The sequence below is a fragment of the Thalassospira sp. CH_XMU1448-2 genome (genome assembly GCF_037027285.1).
In the GTDB taxonomy this organism is placed as follows: domain Bacteria; phylum Pseudomonadota; class Alphaproteobacteria; order Rhodospirillales; family Thalassospiraceae; genus Thalassospira; species Thalassospira profundimaris_C.
In genome coordinates, this window is sequence record NZ_JAYMEA010000001.1 from 1,454,696 (window position 1) to 1,474,181 (window position 19,486).

General features: G+C 53.4%; 20 protein-coding genes and 3 tRNA genes. 16 read left to right on the forward strand and 7 right to left on the reverse strand.

Annotated elements, in window-relative coordinates; all coding sequences use genetic code 11:
* Positions 1-140: 140 nt before the first annotated feature.
* A complete protein-coding gene (locus tag WA318_RS06505) occupies positions 141-884 on the reverse strand; it encodes a putative metalloprotease CJM1_0395 family protein (RefSeq protein WP_114099075.1) in 744 nt (247 codons plus the stop codon).
* Between the two features lie 209 nt (positions 885-1,093).
* Between WA318_RS06505 and WA318_RS06510 the strand changes: the two genes are divergently transcribed.
* On the forward strand, positions 1,094-2,125 hold the full coding sequence (locus WA318_RS06510; RefSeq protein WP_336080347.1) for an NAD-dependent epimerase: 1,032 nt from the start codon (positions 1,094-1,096) through the stop codon (positions 2,123-2,125).
* Between the two features lie 6 nt (positions 2,126-2,131).
* Positions 2,132-3,415, forward strand: a complete 1,284-nt coding sequence (locus WA318_RS06515) for an oligosaccharide flippase family protein (RefSeq protein WP_336080348.1) — start codon at positions 2,132-2,134, stop codon at positions 3,413-3,415.
* A gap of 105 nt (positions 3,416-3,520) precedes the next feature.
* Here the strand turns inward: WA318_RS06515 and WA318_RS06520 are convergent.
* Both WA318_RS06520 and WA318_RS06525 read right to left on the reverse strand, forming a co-directional pair.
* Positions 3,521-3,595: transfer RNA gene (locus tag WA318_RS06520), tRNA-Thr, on the reverse strand.
* A 29-nt stretch (positions 3,596-3,624) separates the two neighbouring features.
* Positions 3,625-3,699 (reverse strand) — tRNA-Thr (locus WA318_RS06525).
* Between the two features lie 202 nt (positions 3,700-3,901).
* Here WA318_RS06525 and WA318_RS06530 point away from each other — a divergent pair.
* The 7 genes from WA318_RS06530 to WA318_RS06560 all read left to right on the forward strand — a co-directional run bounded on the left by WA318_RS06530 (position 3,902) and on the right by WA318_RS06560 (position 9,164).
* The gene (locus WA318_RS06530) at positions 3,902-4,063 is read left to right on the forward strand and encodes a hypothetical protein (RefSeq protein WP_181850337.1); all 162 of its coding nucleotides are present in this window, start codon (positions 3,902-3,904) and stop codon (positions 4,061-4,063) included.
* A gap of 191 nt (positions 4,064-4,254) precedes the next feature.
* Entirely contained in the window at positions 4,255-4,809 is a 555-nt protein-coding gene (dcd, locus tag WA318_RS06535) for a dCTP deaminase (RefSeq protein ID WP_062956196.1), read from the forward strand.
* A gap of 82 nt (positions 4,810-4,891) precedes the next feature.
* Positions 4,892-6,184 (forward strand): UDP-N-acetylglucosamine 1-carboxyvinyltransferase, encoded by a 1,293-nt coding sequence (gene murA / locus WA318_RS06540; protein ID WP_114099078.1) that lies wholly within the window; start codon positions 4,892-4,894, stop codon positions 6,182-6,184.
* A gap of 62 nt (positions 6,185-6,246) precedes the next feature.
* Complete coding sequence (gene hisG / locus WA318_RS06545) at positions 6,247-6,906, forward strand: ATP phosphoribosyltransferase (protein WP_114099079.1); 660 nt, start codon at positions 6,247-6,249, stop codon at positions 6,904-6,906.
* On the forward strand, positions 6,896-8,191 hold the full coding sequence (gene hisD / locus WA318_RS06550) for a histidinol dehydrogenase (RefSeq protein WP_336080349.1): 1,296 nt from the start codon (positions 6,896-6,898) through the stop codon (positions 8,189-8,191). The genes hisG and hisD overlap by 11 nt, the downstream gene beginning before the upstream one ends.
* Before the next feature lie 43 nt (positions 8,192-8,234).
* The gene (locus WA318_RS06555) at positions 8,235-8,711 is read left to right on the forward strand and encodes a UPF0262 family protein (protein WP_114099082.1); all 477 of its coding nucleotides are present in this window, start codon (positions 8,235-8,237) and stop codon (positions 8,709-8,711) included.
* 6 nt (positions 8,712-8,717) lie between these two features.
* Positions 8,718-9,164 (forward strand): arsenate reductase ArsC, encoded by a 447-nt coding sequence (locus tag WA318_RS06560; RefSeq protein WP_114099083.1) that lies wholly within the window; start codon positions 8,718-8,720, stop codon positions 9,162-9,164.
* Here WA318_RS06560 and WA318_RS06565 read toward each other — a convergent pair.
* Entirely contained in the window at positions 9,161-9,664 is a 504-nt protein-coding gene (locus WA318_RS06565; protein ID WP_336080350.1) for a GNAT family N-acetyltransferase, read from the reverse strand. The genes WA318_RS06560 and WA318_RS06565 overlap by 4 nt on opposite strands.
* A gap of 251 nt (positions 9,665-9,915) precedes the next feature.
* Between WA318_RS06565 and infA the strand changes: the two genes are divergently transcribed.
* From infA to WA318_RS06590, 5 genes are all read left to right on the forward strand, one after another.
* On the forward strand, positions 9,916-10,134 hold the full coding sequence (infA, locus tag WA318_RS06570) for a translation initiation factor IF-1 (RefSeq protein WP_007092059.1): 219 nt from the start codon (positions 9,916-9,918) through the stop codon (positions 10,132-10,134).
* Positions 10,135-10,281: 147 nt separating this feature from the next.
* Positions 10,282-10,863: a Maf family protein gene (locus WA318_RS06575; RefSeq protein WP_114099086.1), complete on the forward strand. Its 582-nt coding sequence runs from the start codon at positions 10,282-10,284 to the stop codon at positions 10,861-10,863.
* A gap of 2 nt (positions 10,864-10,865) precedes the next feature.
* Positions 10,866-12,266, forward strand: coding sequence for a ribonuclease E/G (locus tag WA318_RS06580; protein WP_336080351.1), 1,401 nt, complete (start codon positions 10,866-10,868; stop codon positions 12,264-12,266).
* 1 nt (position 12,267) lies between these two features.
* Complete coding sequence (locus WA318_RS06585; RefSeq protein WP_114099089.1) at positions 12,268-12,468, forward strand: DNA gyrase inhibitor YacG; 201 nt, start codon at positions 12,268-12,270, stop codon at positions 12,466-12,468.
* 103 nt (positions 12,469-12,571) lie between these two features.
* A tRNA-Phe gene (locus WA318_RS06590) sits at positions 12,572-12,647 on the forward strand.
* Between the two features lie 27 nt (positions 12,648-12,674).
* On the opposite strand, the gene WA318_RS06595 is transcribed toward WA318_RS06590, so the two are convergent.
* The 3 genes from WA318_RS06595 to WA318_RS06605 form a co-directional block, all read right to left on the reverse strand.
* Positions 12,675-13,724 carry a hypothetical protein gene (locus WA318_RS06595; protein WP_336080352.1) on the reverse strand — a complete coding sequence of 350 codons (1,050 nt, stop codon included), beginning with the start codon at positions 13,722-13,724 and terminating at the stop codon, positions 12,675-12,677.
* A 126-nt stretch (positions 13,725-13,850) separates the two neighbouring features.
* Complete coding sequence (locus tag WA318_RS06600; protein ID WP_336080353.1) at positions 13,851-15,164, reverse strand: hypothetical protein; 1,314 nt, start codon at positions 15,162-15,164, stop codon at positions 13,851-13,853.
* Positions 15,165-15,194: 30 nt separating this feature from the next.
* Positions 15,195-16,937, reverse strand: a complete 1,743-nt coding sequence (locus WA318_RS06605; RefSeq protein ID WP_336080354.1) for a ShlB/FhaC/HecB family hemolysin secretion/activation protein — start codon at positions 16,935-16,937, stop codon at positions 15,195-15,197.
* Between the two features lie 402 nt (positions 16,938-17,339).
* Here WA318_RS06605 and WA318_RS06610 point away from each other — a divergent pair, with 402 nt between their 5' ends.
* Complete coding sequence (locus WA318_RS06610; RefSeq protein WP_336080355.1) at positions 17,340-18,887, forward strand: CYTH and CHAD domain-containing protein; 1,548 nt, start codon at positions 17,340-17,342, stop codon at positions 18,885-18,887.
* 6 nt (positions 18,888-18,893) lie between these two features.
* On the forward strand, positions 18,894-19,484 hold the full coding sequence (locus WA318_RS06615) for a hypothetical protein (RefSeq protein WP_336080356.1): 591 nt from the start codon (positions 18,894-18,896) through the stop codon (positions 19,482-19,484).
* Positions 19,485-19,486 lie beyond the last annotated feature (2 nt).

Genomic DNA, 19,486 nt, shown 5'->3' on the forward strand with positions numbered 1-19,486 from the left:
CCGGGGTTGTGTCAAACGGCAGGATAGTTTCTGAAAGGCTCAACTATTCGATCAGATAGGTTAATCTGATCGAGAGTCAATATGTTCTCCCATAATGCATAGTATATGGGAGGTTAGAAGGTGTTTCAAAAGGTCGGGAATCAGGCCGTGATTGAAACGTTCCGCGCGATGTCGTCTCCGGAACGGCTATTCTGACTAATGGATTCTTCCGGCGAGAATGCTCTGCTTTCGTGGCTGCCTGTTGCGCGCAGCAGGCTGGCCTGACGGAAGGCTGCCATATCGGCACCAGACGGTGCATTTGGTGCAAGCGCCGCATTCTGTAAAGTTGCCAAAGCGCGGTCTCGGTCAGCTTTGCTTCCTGATAAGGAGACGCTGACATCCACATGGCCACCAATGGCGTATGCATTACCATCCGGGCCGATCTGATAAGTGTATTGTGGTGCAGATCCATAGGGGCCTGCGGCCGCAGCGTGAGCTTCCTCTTCCTGACGGACGGCTGAGTCGCGGGCCTGAAGTTGTGACACCACAGCTTCTTCTGCCGGGTCCAGGTCTGTGCCATCAGAGGGCGCGTTGGGGCTGTTGCTATTATCGTCGCTGGCTTTCAGTGCGTCGCGATATTCAGACCGGCTTACGCCGCCTGCAACGGCCTGTGCTTCGGTCAGGGTTCTGGGATCGACAATACGTGTTCTTGCACCATCGGCACCTTCACCTGCAATGGCATAAGGTGAAAGTCCGCTGCCCTTTGCCAATTGGCGCTGGACCTCGACGGCTTCATATTCGGCCAAAACACGCCCGTCGGCCGTTTGCGCAATTTCCCGAACATTCAGGATAATGCCCAATCCGCCGCTATTCGGATTTGCTATGGTTTGACCAGCTGCAATCATTGGTCCGAATATGTTTCCACGATTTTGAAACAAGAATTCATCTTGATCACAGTATCAGAAAACGCGTTCGGAGTCTTGTTTCGGATTTGCCTGCACACAAGCGGCGCTCATGGCTTGCGCAAGCCGGGGCTTGCTGATATCAAAAAAGCCAAATTCCGGCGATATAGTTATGATCGCTGTGCTCCGTTCAATCAGGAATTCATACGCATATGTCCGACTTTGTTATTCCCGCTAACGAAAAGGTACTCGTCACGGGTGCTGCCGGTTTCATTGGTTCCCATCTTTGTCTTAAATTGCTTGAGCAGGGATCAACGGTTGTCGGACTGGATAACGTCAACGACTATTATGACGTTAACCTTAAGGAAGCGCGTCTTGCCCGTCTTGAAGGGAAGTCCGGTTTCAAGTTTGTGCGCATGGACCTTGAAGATCGCGAGGGTATTGCAGACCTGTTTGCCACCGAAAAGCCGACCTATGTCGTGAATCTGGCTGCTCAGGCCGGTGTGCGTTACTCAATTGAAAATCCGCATGCCTATATCGATTCCAACCTGGTCGGATTTACCAATATCCTCGAAGGTTGCCGTCATAATGGCGTGAAGCATCTGGTGTATGCGTCGAGCAGCTCTGTCTATGGTATGAATACAGAGATGCCATTTTCCGTTCATCACAATGTTGATCATCCGATCAGCCTTTATGCGGCGTCAAAAAAGGCCAATGAACTGATGGCCCATACCTATAGCCATCTTTATCGTTTGCCGACCACCGGTCTTCGATTCTTTACGGTTTATGGTCCTTGGGGTCGTCCGGATATGGCTTTGTTCCTGTTTACAAAGGCCATCCTTGAAGGGCGTCCGATTGATGTGTTTAACGAAGGCAAAATGCGCCGCGACTTCACCTATATCGACGATATCGTCGAAGGTGTTTACCGTTGCATTTCCTCTGTCGCACAACCAAATCCAGACTGGAACTCGGCGAAACCGGACCCTGCTACCAGCTCGGCACCTTATCGGGTGTTCAATATTGGCAATAACAGCCCGGTCGAGCTGATGTATATGATCGAGACGATCGAAAAGGCATTGGGCAAGACAGCCGAAAAGAACATGTTGCCGATGCAGGATGGTGACGTTCCGGCAACCTATGCCGATGTCGATGCCCTGACCGACGCCGTTGGCTTCAAGCCGGCAACGTCAATCGAAACAGGGATTGGTAACTTTGTTGAATGGTACCGGTCCTTTTACGGATAAACTGATGTGAAATTTGCCGCGATCTTCGTGCTGTTCGCCAACGCGTTTTCGGCAGGCATGATGTTTCTGGCCAGCGTGTTTATCTCACGGTATGGCGGCAAGGATCTTTTCGGCTTCTTTTCAGTCATACTCGGGTTGATTATCTCGGCGGCTCCTGTCGTAACATTTGGCATGGATACCGCTATTGTGCGGTTTCTGCCAAAATATCGGGAGGAAGGGCAGCGGCATCTTGTCAGCGGCATGCAGCGCTTTGTCTTGGCCTTTGCAGCTATTCTGTCGATTATCGGCGGTATTGTCCTTGCGGTTGTTCTCGTCCATTTCCGAAATTACAGCTTTGAAATCGGTTTCGCGGCAGGCATTTGCTTGCCCTTGGCGGTGACAATGGCCGTTTTGCAAGGTGCCATTCGCGCAGATGCCAACGTGTCGCGTGCGGTGGTTGGCGAGGCGGTCGTCAGGCCGCTTGTCTTTTCTGTGTGCCTTCTGACACTTTATTTTTGGGTGTACGGCGATCTCAGCCTTCTGACAGTGGTCAGCGCTTATGCGGTTGCACTTGCTGTCGCAATGCTCTCGGCCCTGTTCCTTGTTGTCAGGGGCGGCCATATCAGGTGGACAAGTGCCTTTAATCCCGGCATGGCCGATATTCGCCTTTGGCTGCAGCTTGGATTGAATGTTCTATTCTCCCAGCTTGCCATCGCTTTGCTCAATCAGTCGCCAGTTATTCTTGCCGGTGTATTGCTCTCGGCATTTGATGCTGGTGAGATTGGGGCTGTCATTCGTTTGGCGATGCTGGTTGCATTCGCACTGACTGCAGTGAATTCAGTTGTGGCACCGTTTCTCTCCACGGCGATGGCCAAAGACGATACTTGGGAATTGCAGTCTCTGGTATCGCGGGCGACAGGTTTCTCCATGCTGGTGGCGGTGCCTGTTTGCGGTGCATTCTTCATTTTTGCACCCGAGTTACTGTCCCTGTTCGGTAGTGACTATGGTGCTGCTGTTCCGTATTTGCGCGTGATGCTTGTTGCATACGGGGTGCAGGCTGCCTGTGGGCCAAGTGTTGCCTTGCTCAATATGACGGGCATTCACCGGGCGATGACCAAAATAGTCTCAGTCTGGGCATGTTTGACTGTGATCGGGCTTGTACTAGCAATGACCCAGATCGGCATGATGGGGGGCGTTGTTGTTGCTGCTCTGTCTGTGGCGGGTTACCCGATGATCCTTGCCATCTTGTGCCGCAAGACACTTAAAGTCGACCCGACCATCTTTTCGTTGCGGTTTCTTATTCAGCGATAATTCTGTGACTTTTCGGGAAAGCATATCTGCGGAGCAGATGCGCAAAATGTCATTTATGCAGATTGAACGCATAAACACAGTTTGCAAATAACAAGTCCGGGGAAATGGTGCTGCTGGGGAGATTTGAACTCCCGGCCTCTCCCTTACCAAGGGAGTGCTCTACCCCTGAGCTACAGCAGCCCGATATCATCAGGCAAATCGATGGGGGATGGTGCTGCTGGGGAGATTTGAACTCCCGGCCTCTCCCTTACCAAGGGAGTGCTCTACCCCTGAGCTACAGCAGCGTATGCCCCATGCGGTGCGGGCGGGTTATAGGCCACGTATCAGTAATTGGTCAAGCCCGAAATATGCGAAGTTTTCCGAATGATTGCACAACCGTGCTTTTCGCCCTGTTTTCGTCAAGATCGGCTGTAATTTTTCGCCTGCTGTTTTATAACAGGCCCAAGGAATGAACCGGCTATTTGAACGAGAAACCCAAATCGGACCATGACAGCAAAAAAATCTGACATCCGCCCAGCGGTAAATGAAGAGCGTCTTAAACGTGAAGCCGAGGCCCTTCGCGCCAATCTGGCCAAGCGCAAGCAACAGCAGCGCTCGCGCAAGGAAACGCAGAACGACTCTGTTTCGGACAAGAATGCAGATAAATAGGTCGTTTATGCCTCCTGATGTTCGCGCTTCGTGAACGGGATGGAGATTATGACGGACGAAATGCCGATGAGTGCGGGGCTAGCAGAAAGCGCGCCCGAGCGTATCGTTTGGTTGATCTTGGGGGCGTCGCACGGGTAAAACCGAATATGCTGAAAAGCACTGGGACTTTTTCGCAACAAGGGGATGGCAATATGTCGGTAAGACCGGATCACTGGATACGCCAGATGGCGCAGGAAAAAGGCATGATCGAGCCGTTTGTCGACGGTTTCAAACGTGACGGTGTCATTTCTTACGGTGTCAGTTCCTATGGTTATGATGCCCGTGTTGCTGACGAGTTCAAGATTTTCACCAATGTCGACTCGGCTATTGTCGATCCCAAGGAATTTTCTGATGACGGGTTCGTCAATCGTCAGACCGACGTCTGTGTGATCCCGCCCAACAGTTTTGCATTGGCGCGCACCGTGGAATATTTCCGCATCCCGCGCGACACGCTTGTGATTTGCCTTGGCAAATCGACCTATGCCCGTTGTGGCATTATCGTCAATGTCACACCGCTTGAGCCGGAATGGGAAGGGCATGTGACGCTGGAATTTTCAAACACGACACCTTTACCGGCACGCATTTACGCCAATGAAGGCGCATGCCAGTTCATTTTCCTGAAAGCCGAAAGCGAGTGCGATACCTCCTATGCGGATCGCGCAGGGAAATATATGGGCCAAAAAGGTGTCACATTGCCGCGTCTGTGATAAAGGCATGGCAACCAATCTGGCATTGACATGCCAAGACGCGCGTTTGCTGCGTTTATGCGCGCAGCACAAAGAGGATTGAATGGACAAGATCAAGATTTCCGGTGGTCGCCGGTTGCAGGGAAAAATTGCAATTGGCGGTGCCAAAAACGCGGCCCTTCCGCTAATGGCAGCGGCCCTGCTGACAGATGAAACGCTGACCCTTTCAAATCTGCCACATCTGGCAGACATCACATCGATGGCGAATCTTCTTGCCCAGCATGGTGTGGCGTTGCATCTGAACGGTCATGCGCCCAATGGCGGCCACACAGGTCGCGTTCTGGAAATGACCGCTAAGGAAATCACGTCCACAACCGCACCTTACGACCTTGTTCGCAAAATGCGTGCGTCGGTTCTGGTGCTGGGTCCGATTGTTGCGCGGTGCGGCATCGCGCGTGTTTCCCTGCCTGGTGGTTGTGCCATCGGGAACCGTCCGGTTGACCTGCATCTCAAGGCGCTGGAAGCCATGGGCGCGGAAATCCACCTGACCGAGGGTTACATCGAAGCCCGCGCACCAGAAGGCCTTAAGGGCGGTCACATCCTGTTCCCGCAGGTCTCGGTTGGTGCGACCGAGAATGCCCTGATGGCGGCATCCCTTGCCGACGGTGTTGTCACCATCGCCAATGCCGCACGGGAACCCGAAGTATCGGATCTTGCTCATTGCCTGGTTGCGATGGGGGCCGAGATCGAAGGCATTGGTACCGACACCCTGAAAGTGACCGGCAAGCCGCGCCTGCATGGTGCCGAATATTCGGTTGTGCCCGACAGGATCGAGACCGGGACCTATGCGATTGCTGCTGCCATCACGGGCGGCGAGATTGAACTTACCGGCACCCGGATGGATCTGATCGAGAGTCTTGTTGATGCGATGAGAAAGGCCGGCGTCGAGATTGAGGAAACCGAAAACGGCATGAAAGTGCGCGGTAACCGTGCAACCCTTCGCGGTGTTGATGTCATGACCGAACCCTATCCGGGCTTCCCGACCGATATGCAGGCACAGTTCATGGCGCTGATGTCGGTTGCCAATGGTGCATCCATGATCACCGAAACCATTTTTGAAAACCGCTTCATGCATGTGCCCGAACTTGGTCGTATGGGGGCGGATGTGAATGTGCATGGCCGTTCTGCGATCGTGCGCGGTAGTGCCAAGCTTTCCGGGGCCGAAGTCATGGCCACCGATCTTCGTGCATCGGTATCAATGGTGCTTGCAGGCTTGGCAGCCGAGGGCGAGACCGTTATTAACCGTGTCTACCATCTTGATCGTGGTTATGAACGGCTGGAAGAAAAACTTGCGGCCTGCGGGGCGCAGATCGAACGTGTCCGGGTTCCGGCCTGATTGGCCGGACTGTGATCGCAAAACGATCCGGACGACAGACAAACGCGTAAGGCGACTGATTTATGAGTGACGAAAAGCTGGTGCTGGCCCTGCCAAAGGGGCGCATTCTTGACGAGGTGATGCCACTGGTCCGATCCGCAGGGATCGAGCCGGAAGCGGCATTCGATGATCCGAAATCCCGTGCGCTTCGGTTTTCCACCAATCATCCGCATATCGATATCATTCGTGTGCGCAGCTTTGACGTTGCAACCTTTGTTGCCTTTGGTGCCGCCCATATCGGGGTTTGCGGCAACGATGTCCTGATGGAATTTGATTATCCTGACATCTATGCACCGCTTGATCTGAATATCGGGCATTGTCGCATCGCGGTTGCCGAGCCGGCAGACATGGTTGACGGTGATGATCCGTCGCGCTGGTCGCATGTCCGGGTTGCTACCAAGTATCCGCATATTACACGCACTCATTTCGCGGCCCGCGGTGTACAGGCAGAATGCATCAAGCTCAATGGCGCGATGGAACTCGCCCCTACACTTGGACTTTGCCGTCGTATCGTTGATCTTGTATCGACCGGAAGTACCCTTAAGGCCAATGGCCTGCGCGAGATAGAACATATTGCAGATGTGACATCGCGTCTGGTGGTGAACCGTGCGGCCCTTAAGACCCGCCCGACCGATATTCAGCCCTGGATCGACCGTTTCTCCGAGGTAGTAAATGCCGCTTAATCTTTCCATTACCGACGCCAGCTTTGAAGAAGACTTCGTCAAGCTGCTGGGCATGAAACGCGAATCGGATGCCGATGTTGATGCGGCCGTTGCCGACATCATCGCCGATGTTCGCACGCGTGGTGATGAAGCCGTTTGTGACTATACCAACCGGTTCGACCGCCTCAATATCGATGCCAAGGGCATGGTCGTCACGAAGGACGAAGTCGACGCTGCGATCGCAAATATTGAAACTGACCTGCTGGACTCGCTCAAGCTTGCGGCAGAGCGTATTGGTGCCTATCACGCCAAACAGATGCCTGCTGATGAACGCTATACTGACGAATCCGGGGTTGAGCTTGGCTGGCGCTGGCGGGCAGTTTCGGCGGCGGGTCTTTATGTTCCCGGTGGTCTTGCTTCCTATCCTTCATCAGTTCTGATGAATGCGATCCCGGCAAAGGTTGCTGGCGTTCAGCGCCTTGTCATGGTGGTGCCGACCCCGGACAACAAAATGAATCCGCTTGTTCTGGCCGCAGCCCGTATTGCTGGCGTTGATGAAATCTATCGTATCGGTGGCGCGCAAGCGATTGCAGCACTCGCCTATGGCACGGAAACCATCAAGCCAGTCGACAAGATCGTTGGTCCGGGCAATGCCTTTGTTGCCGCAGCCAAGCGTCGCGTTTTCGGTCAGGTCGGTATTGATATGATTGCCGGTCCGTCCGAAATCCTCGTGGTGGCGGATGGCAGTAATGATCCGAGCTGGGTAGCAGCTGATCTTCTGTCGCAGGCCGAACATGACCCGGTTGCACAGTCGATTTTAATCACTGATGACGCCGAGTTTGCCGGTCGTGTGCAGCAGGCTATTGATAAACATCTTGAAACATTGCCGCGTGCCGAAATCGCAGGCGCAAGCTGGCGCGACTTTGGTGCAATTGTCTTGGTGGAAAATCTGTCGCAGGCTCCGGCCCTTGTGGATCGGATCGCCCCGGAACATCTGGAACTGGCGGTGGATGACCCGGACGCACTGGCTGAACACATTCATCATGCAGGTGCGATCTTCCTGGGGCGCTACACGCCAGAAGCCATTGGTGACTATGTCGCCGGGCCGAACCACGTTCTGCCCACTGCCCGTTCGGCGCGGTTTTCTTCCGGTCTCGGGGTTCTGGACTTCGTCAAGCGTTCCTCGCTGATCAAGTGTACACCGGAAAGCCTTGCCAAAATCGGGCCAGCGGCAATTGCACTGGCTGAAAGCGAAGGCCTGCAGGCACATGGACTTTCTGTAGCGATCCGGTCAAACCAGATGTAAGCTGTTGCAGTGCAGCGCGTGAGGGGACCGCAGGGAGAAAGCCATGGCTTCAAATCAGTGTATCGCCGGTATTTATCTTGACGAAAAATACAAGGTGCGTCGCCGTCCCGAGGTGGAGCACGAGCAGGCGGTTGCGATCTATGACCTGCTTGAAGAAAATCACTTCGAACCTGCTGGCGGGTTCGAAGGCCCGTATTCCGTGCATATGCGCATTGAAGAAAATCGCATCTATATGGATGTGCGAGGCGATGATGACAGCGAAAATCTGACCACCATCCCTGTTCCCTTGTCGCCGTTTCGCCGGATTGTGAAAGATTACTTCATGATCTGCGAAAGCTATTATGACGCGATTAAAAAGGCGAGTGCGGCCCAGATTGAAACTATCGATATGGCGCGCCGCGGCCTTCATAACGAAGGGTCCGAACAGCTTCGTGAGCTTCTGAGCGATAAGGTGACGATTGATGAAAATACGGCACGTCGCCTTTTTACGCTGATTTGTGTCCTTCACATCCGGGGTTAAGGCGAAGTGGCAGAAGAACTTCCCGGCTCGGTTCTTTTTGCCTGCAGTTACAATGCCGTTCGTTCCGTGATGGCGGCTGCCCTGATGCGGCACTATCACGGAACCCGTATATATGTTGAAAGTTGTGGCGTACGTGCAGGTGACGTTGACGGTTTTGCTATCGCAGTGATGGACGAAATCGGGCTGGATATCTCAAGCTATAAGTCAAAGACATTCGATCAGCTTGAAGACGGGTTCTTTGATCTGATCATTACCATGTCACCTGAAGCCCAGCACCGTGCGGTGGAAATGACCCGCACGATGGCCTGTGACGTTGAATTCTGGAATACCTTTGATGCCACCATGATCGAAGGATCGCGCGAGGTGCGGCTGGAAGCCTATCGTCAGGTACGTGATCAGATCAAAAAGCGCATCCTTGACCGTTTTCCGGTTGGGCCTGCGCCCAAGGTCTAGGACTGATCCTGCTCGGCGCCAAGCGCGGCAAAGGCCGTTCCGTCGAGAACAAAGATACGTTCATCATCGGCATGGCGCATCCCGATCTTCTCGTAGAAACGCTGGCCGCCAATATTTTCCGCATCAACCGACAGCCGGATATAGGTTTTACCGGTCTCGTGCGCGCGCTTGGCAACCGCGACGACCAGTTTGCGGGCAAATCCGCCACCACGATGCGACGGAGCGACGTAAAGATCCTGAATATAAAGGCCCGCTTGCCCGCGGAAGGTTGAATAACTTGGGAAATACAGGCACACGGCCACGGGCTTGTCATTTTCCAGGGCGATCAGTGCTTCAAAGGCCGGGTTCTCGCCAAAGCCGTCACGCGCAAGGTCATCCGGGTTGCTTTTGAACTTGTTTTCGCATCCTGTCGCCTTGGCGATTTCAAGCAGCATGGCGTGGATTGCCGGGGCATCGGTTTCGCGGGCAAGGCGGATAACGGGATCGTTTTCGAGCGACATGAAATGGACTTCCTTTGGGCGAGGCGTGCGGTTTTGCAAACATACGGTGCTTTGTTTGGCCGTTAAAGGATCAATCATGTGCAATCATGGCGGTGTTGCTGCTATTTTGCCGGGGCTTGCTCTTGCCATGTCTGTGCCGCAGTGCAGGGGCGCTGTGCCCCGCGTGTGAAAGGACTTGACCTTTTGCCCGGTTCAGAGCAGTTTGCGGCCCACCGGTATTTTGATATTGCAATACGAAAGCTAGGAGTCACATGGCTAAAGAAGACGTTATCGAGTTTCAGGGCACTGTCGTTGAACTTCTGCCCAATGCGATGTTTCGCGTGAAGCTGGACAATGACCACGAAATCCTTGCTCACACTTCGGGCAAAATGCGCAAGAACCGTATTCGTGTTCTCGCAGGGGACCGTGTCAGCGTTGAAATGACCCCTTATGACCTGACCAAAGGTCGTATCACCTTCCGTTTCAAGTAATCTGAAACCAGTTCCAGCGCAAATTGACCTTGTCTGGCGTGCGGTTTACCCTTGCGCCCGGGGTCACTTGTTGCTGCTGACGGGACATATGTGACATCCTTACATTTCTGTTCCCATGGTGAAGATCCGATACTCGGGAGCCACGTCTTGTCGAAACTGATACTGGCATCTGCATCGCCGCGCCGTCTTGAGCTGCTTGCGCAGATCGGAATTGTGCCAGATCAGGTTGCTCCGGCTGATATCGATGAAACGCCCAAGGCAGACGAAAGTCCACGCCGACTTGCGTTACGCCTTGCCGAAGAAAAAGCCCGTGCCGTTGCAGCCGTCAATGGTGGGGCTTTTGTGCTTGCTGCCGACACTGTTGTTGCCTGTGGGCAACGTGCGCTGGGCAAGGCAGAAGACGAGACTGAGGCACGAAAATTTCTGACATTGTTGTCAGGCCGCCGGCATCGCGTATATGGCGGTATGTGCCTCATTGCACCGGATGGAACTGAACGGTCGCGTGTGATCGAAACACAGGTCAAATTCAGAACTCTGGGTGCCGAAGACCTTGATCGCTATCTGGCGCATGATGAATGGAAGGGCAAGGCAGGTGCCTATGCCATCCAGGGCCATGCAGCCACCTTTGTTAAGGCGATTTCCGGGTCTTACTCGAATGTCGTGGGACTGTCGCTTTGTGAAGTGGACGGTTTGCTGCGCGGTCTTGGCTATCACTCAAAAGAGGTCTGAGCATGACAGTCGGCGGAAATCATGATGACCGCCTGCTGATTGATGCCGTTGCGCTTGAACGCAGGGTTGCCCTGATTGAAGGTGACCGTCTGTCGCGCCTTTGGATCGACCGTGGCGGACCAGCGCGTTTTGATATCCATCTTGGATGTGTTTCAAAAGTTTTGCCGGAAATGGCAGGCGCAATGGTTGCGCTCGACGGCATTGATGATGGTTTGCTTCCCTTTGACCGATATGACGGGCCGTTGCATGAGGGACAATGGGTTCTGGTGCAGATTTCCCGTCTCGGATTTGAAGACAAAGGCGTCAAGCTGACCGGCAAGATCGCGATCGAAGGTGTCGGGATGATCCTGCGCCCCGGTGGCAAGCTGATCGAACTTCCCAGAAAATTGAAAGACCCGGAACAACGTGCAGAGCTGCTTGGTACGATCAGGTCCCTGCAAGCTGATGACGACGGTATCATGTTGCGATCTACCGCCCTTGACTGGGACAAGGATGCGATTGCCGGGGAATATCGTCTGTTAAAGTCGCACTGGCAAAATGCCAAATCTGCCTTGGCTGATCCGCGAAAACCGTTGCTGGTTTTCAAGGCGCAATCCGAACTTGATCAGATGATCGAGCGTCGTCTGATGGCAGGCCAGATTTGCATTGTTGACGGTGTCGACGAATTCGTGCGCCTGCGCGGGATTTTAACGGCACATGCGAAGTCCGATGAACATTTGCACCGCCATACCGGAACACGTCTGTTGTTTGATGAGCAGGATGTTGAAGTTCAGATTGCCGATGCACTAGCCATCCGGGTTGATCTTGCCGGTGGGGGCTGGATTGCAATAGATCAGGCAACGGCACTTTGCGCGATTGATGTGAATGCCGCCGGGGCCGATTCCGGTCGGGACAGCGAAACCCGTGCAATTGACCTCAACTTGCGCGCGGCTACCGAAATCGTTCATCAGATACGGTTGCGTAATATTGGCGGCCTTGTTGTTCTTGATCCGTTGCGCATGAAATCGCGCGCCGGACGTGATAAATTTGACGCAGCAATCAAAGCGGCCTTTGGGCCTGAACTCGATGGTGCGGTTCAGATTGGTGGCTTTACCCGTTTGGGACTCTATGAGTTCAGTCGTCAGCGGGCTGGCGAATCGCTTGCGGCAAGCGTCCTGCTAAAACAGGATCAGGATCCGCTTAATGGTGTTTCTGCGCTCAATTCTGTTCTGCGTAATGTTATTGCCCAGTCCCGAAACGGGGTGGTGGGGGCCGTTGATTTGTATGTCGCGCCCAACCTTGCGTCACAGCTTGCAGATAATGGTAAGGCGATCCAGATAATGACCAAGGCGTTCGGGGCTGCCCCGAGCATAGTGGCTGATCCCGCTCTTGGAAGCGATGAATACCGGTTGGAAAAGAACTAGAATGACCCGAGAAAATTCAACGAAAACAGTCAGCTCTGACTGCGTGGTTTGTGGCAAGCCGGCAGAGGAAAAATACAAGCCTTTCTGCTCGAAACGGTGCGCAGATCGCGACCTTGGCAAGTGGTTGAATGAAAGCTATGCAATTCCCGCGACCGAGCCGCCAGAGTATCTGGAAGACCTTGAAGATGAAGAAGAATTTTAATCGTAAAAAAAATGCGATTTGAGGCTGGACAAGCCCCAAAGGAGTTTGTATAACCCCGCTCGTTCCGCAGGGAACGCTCCGGAAACGGAGAGAAAGAAAAGATGCCCAGGTAGCTCAGTTGGTAGAGCAGTGGACTGAAAATCCGCGTGTCGGTGGTTCGAATCCGCCCCTGGGCACCATCTTTCGGTAGCCAAAAAAGCCCGGCCTTATGGCCGGGCTTTTTGTTTCTTGGCCCCGCAGGCCTCTGTTTCAGGAAGCCAGAGCGTGAAGTCGACAGCCTTGTCGTCCTGATCAGTTCCTTCGCCCGTCAGGTTGCGTTGGCGATCAAGGGTAAAGGTTCCTGATGCGAAATCCCCCTTGTCACAATTTGCGAACCATGTGCCTTCAGCCGGGCTGTCATATTTTCTGACACTAAGCTGCATTTTGCAATTTGCGCTATTGGGGCCAACGAACTCCATGGTCCCGCCATAGTCCTTGAGATCGATTTTGGTCTCAAGATACCCGTCAGAGAAACCGCTACCCCATGTGATCGCAAAGGTCCGGTCATATTTGCCCTTGCGCGCTGTTGCCCAGTCGCTGTCTTCAAATGACGGGGACGAAGTGGATGCCGACGTTTTACGCGCCGGGCATTGCGGGGTAGTAAGGGCTGCGACTGTTGCTGCATAGGCGTCGCGATCATTGACCAGACTGATGCCCTGAATCAGTTTATTGATGTTGAGTTCCGGCTCGCCGCAATAAAAGACACTGACGACGGCATCAATGCCGCCATGATCATTGTCATAGATTTTCTGTCCCCGCGTCGCGCGGAAACCGAACTTGGCAACCTTGCAGTCCGAAATACTTCCGATATTGGCGTCGGCATAATATCCGACAGCGCGTCCATTATCGTTTGAGGTGACAGGAAAGGCCTTGAGGATTTCAATGTTGTTTTTGGCAAATTCCTGACGGAATTGTTCCTCGTCCTTAAGTTTTTGTTCGGTCTGCTGCGTAAACCATACATCAAATGTATAGGCGCTGGTCACGATGCCTTTACCGCATCCCAGTTCCCATTTTTCATTCTGGACCTGACCGTTGTTGCGATCATTCTGTTCAAGCTTGGTGACCGGAATGTTGGAAATGGTCGGTATATTGAAGCGTGATTTACCAACCGGTTGTTCCTGCCATTCCGAGAAGGAATAATCTCTCGTTGTCTGACAGCCAGCCAGTAAAAGTGTTGTCCCCATAACGGCAAAGCCGAGAAGTTTATTGGTTTTCATTATTACCCTCTTGTTTAAGTGTCCCAAGGGCAGCATAGCGGCGTTCAGCATTGCTGAAACCTGCGCAAAGGGATGGGTGGGTAAGTTCCACCCATACTTTCAGAGGGTTAAGTATAGTGCGACCTGTCAGTCAAATCGCGGCAAGGCGATTCCGATGACAGTGTGGTTCAGGTTTGTCGACACTGGTTGCACTTCTTGCGGGGTCGACAACCGGAAACGAGCAACATCACTCGCCGTCAGTTGGAATATATCTGTTCCCTGCTGCTGTGGCGGTTGCTGTTGTGACGGTGGTGTTTGACCCCCGGCATTGGCTGGCGGCTTTGCGCCAGGATTGTTAGGGCCCGGTTTGTTCGGGCGATTCGCTGACGGACTCTGGTTCGATCCCTGAGCGGGAATCTGGAATGAAACCTGATTGTTTGCCACAGCCAAACCCGGCGGGCCCTGCGTAACAGGTTGCGGTATGGCCGGAGGTTTCGCCTGTGGAATAGGCTTGGGACCCTGCGCAGTGGCCTGATGTGGAACAGCATTTGGAATGGCCATGGGCTGCGGTGTGGCTTGGGGTATCGCCTGCGGGATCATGGTCGGGCCCTGTGACGCGGCTTGCTGAGGCACCGCGTTTGGCACAGCGTTTGGAATGGTCATGGGCTGTGGCGTGGCTTGGGGTATCGCCTGCGGGATCATGGTCGGGCCCTGTGATGCGGCTTGCTGAGGCACCGCGTTTGGCACGGCATTTGGAATGGCCATGGGCTGCGGCGTGGTTTGCGTTATCGCCTGCGGCTTTTGCTTTGACGGATAGGTTGGGTGCTGTCCAGTCACGTGATGTGGTTTTGCCAATGGTGCGGTGTTGGTCAGCGACTGGGCGGTTGGGACCGCAGGCCCCCCGCTGTTGGGAGGTGTTGGTCCGGTGGTGGGGGTGACGCCCGTTGCAGTGCCGGTCGTTGTCGTGACGGTCCCGCCCTGAAAAGCCGCATTTGAATTTGCATGCAGATATGCATTCCCGTTGGGATGTGCATGGGTGTGCGCACTGCCATGACCGGGATTTGTGCCAACCGTGATGATGATCGTTTGACTTTGCAGGGTTTCTGCAAGTTGGGGGGCATCTGATTCAATGTAAACCGGTGCGATGTCCACTTGCGGCGGTATTGCTGGCGACAATGCTGCGCCGGTTGTAACAATCGACTGTGCGCCCCCCAGTCCCTGATCAATTGCTGCTGGTTTTGGGCTATGTCTCGCGAAATCGACTGATGATGTCGGATGGCTATAGATTGCTGAGTTCAGCTTGCTCTTTTTGACCGTGGTGGTTGAACTTGAATAGGCCGCGCTATTGACTTTGGACTTCTTGGTCTGGGCATCGGCCCAAGTCGGAGGCAGCAAAAATATCGCCGTCAGACAACTGGCGACGGAGAGGCGTTGCGCGATGCGTGTTTTCAAAGAGGTCATGGCGATTATCCTCAGGACGTCGTCATCATATCAGAAATAAAGCGCAAATTGCAGCCATCCGCGGTAATGGGCGTCACGCCGGTCATCGTCCATGCCGGTGCGTTCGCGCTGTTTCGTGTCGTTGAACTGACGTCCCAATGCCGCGCGGAGCAAACCATACGTGCCCCAGCTTGCCTGCATGGAAAGTCCGGAACTGACAAGCGTATCAAGATCATTGTTCTGGCCTCTGACTGGATCGGCGTTCTCGCGTGTTCGCGCAAGATCAACGAAAACGCCGAACTGCCAGTTCGTATTCAGATCAGGCGTTGGAACGTTGTAAAGAAGCTCGTTATTAAATGTGATGCACTCATCAGCTGCGACTGCGCCAACGGGATAGCCGCGGTTGCTGTCCGGGCCCCCGGCATAGCATTTGAACAGGCCGTTCAGGTTTGATGTTGCAATCTGCCCGCCCAGATCATGTCGACTTGAAAAAGGACCATGTATGGGTTGCTGGTGGGAAAGCTCGATCCCGAAAACCGCAAATCCGCCATTGGCACCAAGTTCATCTGTGCCATCCTCGAAGTCGACAGCCCCTGCATTACCAAAAAGGCGATAGGACGTGTGCGCCAGTTTGTGGTCCTGCCAGTTGGTCGCGCCGCGCAGTTCCAGATCGATATTTTCGATATTCTGTTCTTCGCGACCAATGACGTTGCCTTTGTCGATCTGGTTATGATGGTTCAGCGACCCGTGAGCGAAATGGGCGTTGAGAGCATCAAGATAGACAGGATAAGTGGCAAATACACCGGTTGACCAGCCATAGCCATGCTCGTCACCACTATCAAATTCATCAATCTCTTCGTAACCAAGGACCTCACCAGTCGCACCAAACGAGAGTCCATCCGTTCCAACCGGAACTTCAACCCGTCCTGCGATATATTTTGTGCCCGGTCCGGTTGCTGAAGCATTCAATTCAATGCGTTCGAATTTACCTGTTGCGTTTTCGACTACCCCATATCCGGAGACACGATTGGTACCTGTCGCCCGACTGCCATGGTTGTCTGCGGCGATGACACCCGACATGACAGGTGTTGCATATGCTTCGACCAGAAGCCTTGTCGTTCCTACCTCGTCACCAGGATAGAGAAATGACCGTATTGTGACTCCAGGCAAGAGTTCCAAAAGATAAAGTGCCCGTTCATAGGATTGACGCTGCACCGGGTCTGCAGGATTGATTTGCGTACTTAGAATATTCTGCAGCCGGTCAATCGAAATTCGGCCTTCGGAAAGATCGCTGATTTCAATGCCATTTGATGCCAGCCGTCCTTCAAGGACGATCAGTTGCAACGTCCCATTGACGATGTCTTGTGGTGGAATAACGACCCGAGCAAGGTTATATCCAGCCTTGTGATAAATACCGGACGCCGCGTCTGTTAGTTGTCCGAGTTCCGAAATGGTAAGCGGACGCTCAAGATATGGGGCAAGTTCACGGCTTAGCTCTTCGGAGGAGATTGTCGAATTTCCGATGAAGACAAGGCTTTTGATTTCAACGCTGCGGTGATCCTTCTGACTGGTGCCGATTGCACTTTCAGATTGCACCGGCCGGTCAAGTGCCAGTGAATCACTATCCTGTTTAGGCACAATCGGGCGTTCTGGACGGCTGAGTTTCTGGATCGTTCCTGCATTCACATGTACGTTTTCCTGCGAACTTGCAGGAGAAGCCATCATCCCGCCAACCAGAATTGCCAGAAAAGGTGTTGTTAGATACCAGAGTTGTCCGATGCTGCTTTTTATCAAGGGTTCTCGTTCGTCGTGAGCCTGAGCCATATCTGCCTGAATAGTTGATTGTCTAATTTATTCTGGGTTGATGGAAGTATTCTAGATTTATCGCAAAGGGACAACGGGAATAACATTCGGTACCATGAGAATCGACCATCAGATTGCAGCTGAGTTCAGTGTCTTCTTAAACGGGGTAAGTGTTTTTATCGATAGTTTGGGCCAAACGAACCTCTTTTCATCAAATCGTTTTCAATTGAAAGCAAAGCTTTGAACGAAATGGTGTTTCGTTCTTTGGCGCTTGATTTTATTAATATTTATGCCTTTTGTTGCGGAAATTTTACATTCCGGTACGCTTTGCAATCTGAGTTTGAGTGGTGTTATCGGGGTTCAGGTGACAAACAGGATGCTCAGGGGACTGACATGACCGAGAAACAGATCGAGATCGAATTGAAACTTCGGATCGATCCGAAACATGTTGCGCGCCTTAAAAATGCACCGGTCCTGCGCGAGGTCAAAGAAGGCCGTCGCCTGATAACCACGCATCTGGTTTCGATCTATCATGACACCCCGAAACTTTCCCTGGCCGACAAGGGAATTGCGATCCGACTTCGCAAGAAAGGTAACAAGGGCTGGGAGCAGACGGTCAAAACATCGAATGGTCTGCGTGAAGCATTGCCCGCACGCCAAGAATGGACTGTCGAGCTTTCCGAAGGCGTTCTTGATCTTGATCTGTTTACGGACAAGGACGTCAAAAAGCTTCTGACCAAATTTGCCAAAAAGAAAAAGATCGACCGCATCTTTGAAAGCGACCTGAAACGCAGCGCGGTGGATCTGACCTATCGTGATGCGGTGATGGAACTGGCAATCGATCAGGGTGTCGTGCGATCAGGTGACAAGGAAACCCCGATTTCCGAAGTCGAGTTCGAGCTTAAAAAGGGACATCCGGCGGCCTTGTTTGATCTGGCGCTTGAACTGCAGCGTACGGTTCCCCTGTTGCTCAGCATGCGATCAAAGGCATCGCGCGGACGTGATTTGTATCTTGGCACAGCGCCGGGTGCCTATCGCGCCGCACCGATAAAGCTGACAGATGACATGTCAGCTGAAACGGCCTTTCGTGTCCTGCTGGGGCAGGGGCTTCGCATGATCCTGAGCAACGAGGTCTGCGTGCGCAATGACCTTGATATCGAAGGATGTCATCAGATGCGCATCGGCATGCGTCGTCTGCGCGTCGGCTTGAACCTGTTCAAGAAAAACCTTCCGGCGGGTGAGGCTGTCTTGCTGCGCAGATTGTTGAAATCCTGTAGCAAGGGACTGGACGGTTTGCGCGACTGGGATGTGTTTCTTGGTCAAACCCTGCCAATGATCGAAGGCCATTTCCCGGATCATGACGGTATAGCGCAATTGCGCAAGGCTGCCGAAAAACAGCGTGCGAAGGCGCTGGAAGCTGCGCGAACCATGCTTGATCAGCCGGAATATGGGCAGTTGCTTTTGATCCTTGGGGCCTGGGCCAGTTATTCGCGCTGGGCGTCGGGGGCCAGTGCCGAACAGATGAAGGCAATGGCAGCCCCGGTTGCCGATCTGGCCGGACCATTGCTGGATCAGGCATATAAAAGAGTGACCAGACGCGGTGAAAAGATCGCCGAGCTTAATGTTGCGCAACTTCATGCCTTGCGCCTTGATGTCAAACAGATGCGCTATGGCACCGAGTTCTTCGGGTCGGTCTATCCATCCAAAAAGGTCAAAAAGTTCCGCTCAAAACTGACCTCGATGCAGGAAATTCTTGGGCAATTGCAGGATGCCGCTGTTGCCGAGGCAAGGCTTGCCGATCTGACATCGTCTCTTTCAAAGGACGGATTGGTCGCGGTCGGGCTGGTGTCGGGCTGGTTTGCAGCCCGCGTCGAGCAGGAACTTCAGGGGCTTGAGGATGCTGCTGCGGCCTTTTTCGAGCAAAAACTGTTCTGGAAGTGAGTTCGCATGACCCAGCCAAAGCCGTTTTTTGCGGGTAAAATTCTTGCTTTGCCATTGATCGCTGTTTTGGGACTGCTTGCTGCATGCACCAGCACAGGCGATGCTGGTTATATCAAGGGACGGGAGATCCAGTTCAACGTTGCAGAGGCATCGGGGCGCAAGGTTACCGCTGCCAAAGAAGCGCCATATGAAGGTCTCTACGAGAATGCCACTGCGGCTTATGAGTGGACACTTGATTATGGTGACGGCTTTATCCGAATTGGGTATTGGGAAACTGTAACGCCGCCCGAGATGCTCAAGCTTGAAAGTGACTCCCCAGAATTCAGAACCCGCTTCGACAGACGCATCACATCAGTGATCAGCAAGAAGATGACAGTAACCAAGCCCGCGCATAAAAATGGCGCGGCTGGTTTGATCGCGTTTGGCAAGGGAAATGACTTTGAACGTTGTGCTGTTACAACGTCGGCTTTGCGGCTTGGTGACAGTCAACCGGAGGGCGCCTTCGACACATTCGTGGAAGCCGTGATTTGTTCTGACGGTATCTTGACGCCAAACACCATGGACAATCTGATCTGGTACCTTGAAAAGCAGTCCTGAAG

Bases quoted from the DNA above. Each gene is read 5' to 3' on its own strand.
- WA318_RS06505 (WP_114099075.1), bottom strand. From the start codon at position 884: ATGATTGCAGCTGGTCAAACCATAGCAAATCCGAATAGCGGCGGATTG.
- WA318_RS06510 (WP_336080347.1), top strand. From the start codon at position 1,094: ATGTCCGACTTTGTTATTCCCGCTAACGAAAAGGTACTCGTCACGGGT.
- WA318_RS06530 (WP_181850337.1), top strand. From the start codon at position 3,902: ATGACAGCAAAAAAATCTGACATCCGCCCAGCGGTAAATGAAGAGCGT.
- dcd (WP_062956196.1), top strand. From the start codon at position 4,255: ATGTCGGTAAGACCGGATCACTGGATACGCCAGATGGCGCAGGAAAAA.
- murA (WP_114099078.1), top strand. From the start codon at position 4,892: ATGGACAAGATCAAGATTTCCGGTGGTCGCCGGTTGCAGGGAAAAATT.
- hisG (WP_114099079.1), top strand. From the start codon at position 6,247: ATGAGTGACGAAAAGCTGGTGCTGGCCCTGCCAAAGGGGCGCATTCTT.
- hisD (WP_336080349.1), top strand. From the start codon at position 6,896: ATGCCGCTTAATCTTTCCATTACCGACGCCAGCTTTGAAGAAGACTTC.
- WA318_RS06555 (WP_114099082.1), top strand. From the start codon at position 8,235: ATGGCTTCAAATCAGTGTATCGCCGGTATTTATCTTGACGAAAAATAC.
- WA318_RS06565 (WP_336080350.1), bottom strand. From the start codon at position 9,664: ATGTCGCTCGAAAACGATCCCGTTATCCGCCTTGCCCGCGAAACCGAT.
- infA (WP_007092059.1), top strand. From the start codon at position 9,916: ATGGCTAAAGAAGACGTTATCGAGTTTCAGGGCACTGTCGTTGAACTT.
- WA318_RS06580 (WP_336080351.1), top strand. From the start codon at position 10,866: ATGACAGTCGGCGGAAATCATGATGACCGCCTGCTGATTGATGCCGTT.
- WA318_RS06585 (WP_114099089.1), top strand. From the start codon at position 12,268: ATGACCCGAGAAAATTCAACGAAAACAGTCAGCTCTGACTGCGTGGTT.
- WA318_RS06595 (WP_336080352.1), bottom strand. From the start codon at position 13,724: ATGAAAACCAATAAACTTCTCGGCTTTGCCGTTATGGGGACAACACTT.
- WA318_RS06600 (WP_336080353.1), bottom strand. From the start codon at position 15,164: ATGACCTCTTTGAAAACACGCATCGCGCAACGCCTCTCCGTCGCCAGT.
- WA318_RS06610 (WP_336080355.1), top strand. From the start codon at position 17,340: ATGACCGAGAAACAGATCGAGATCGAATTGAAACTTCGGATCGATCCG.
- WA318_RS06615 (WP_336080356.1), top strand. From the start codon at position 18,894: ATGACCCAGCCAAAGCCGTTTTTTGCGGGTAAAATTCTTGCTTTGCCA.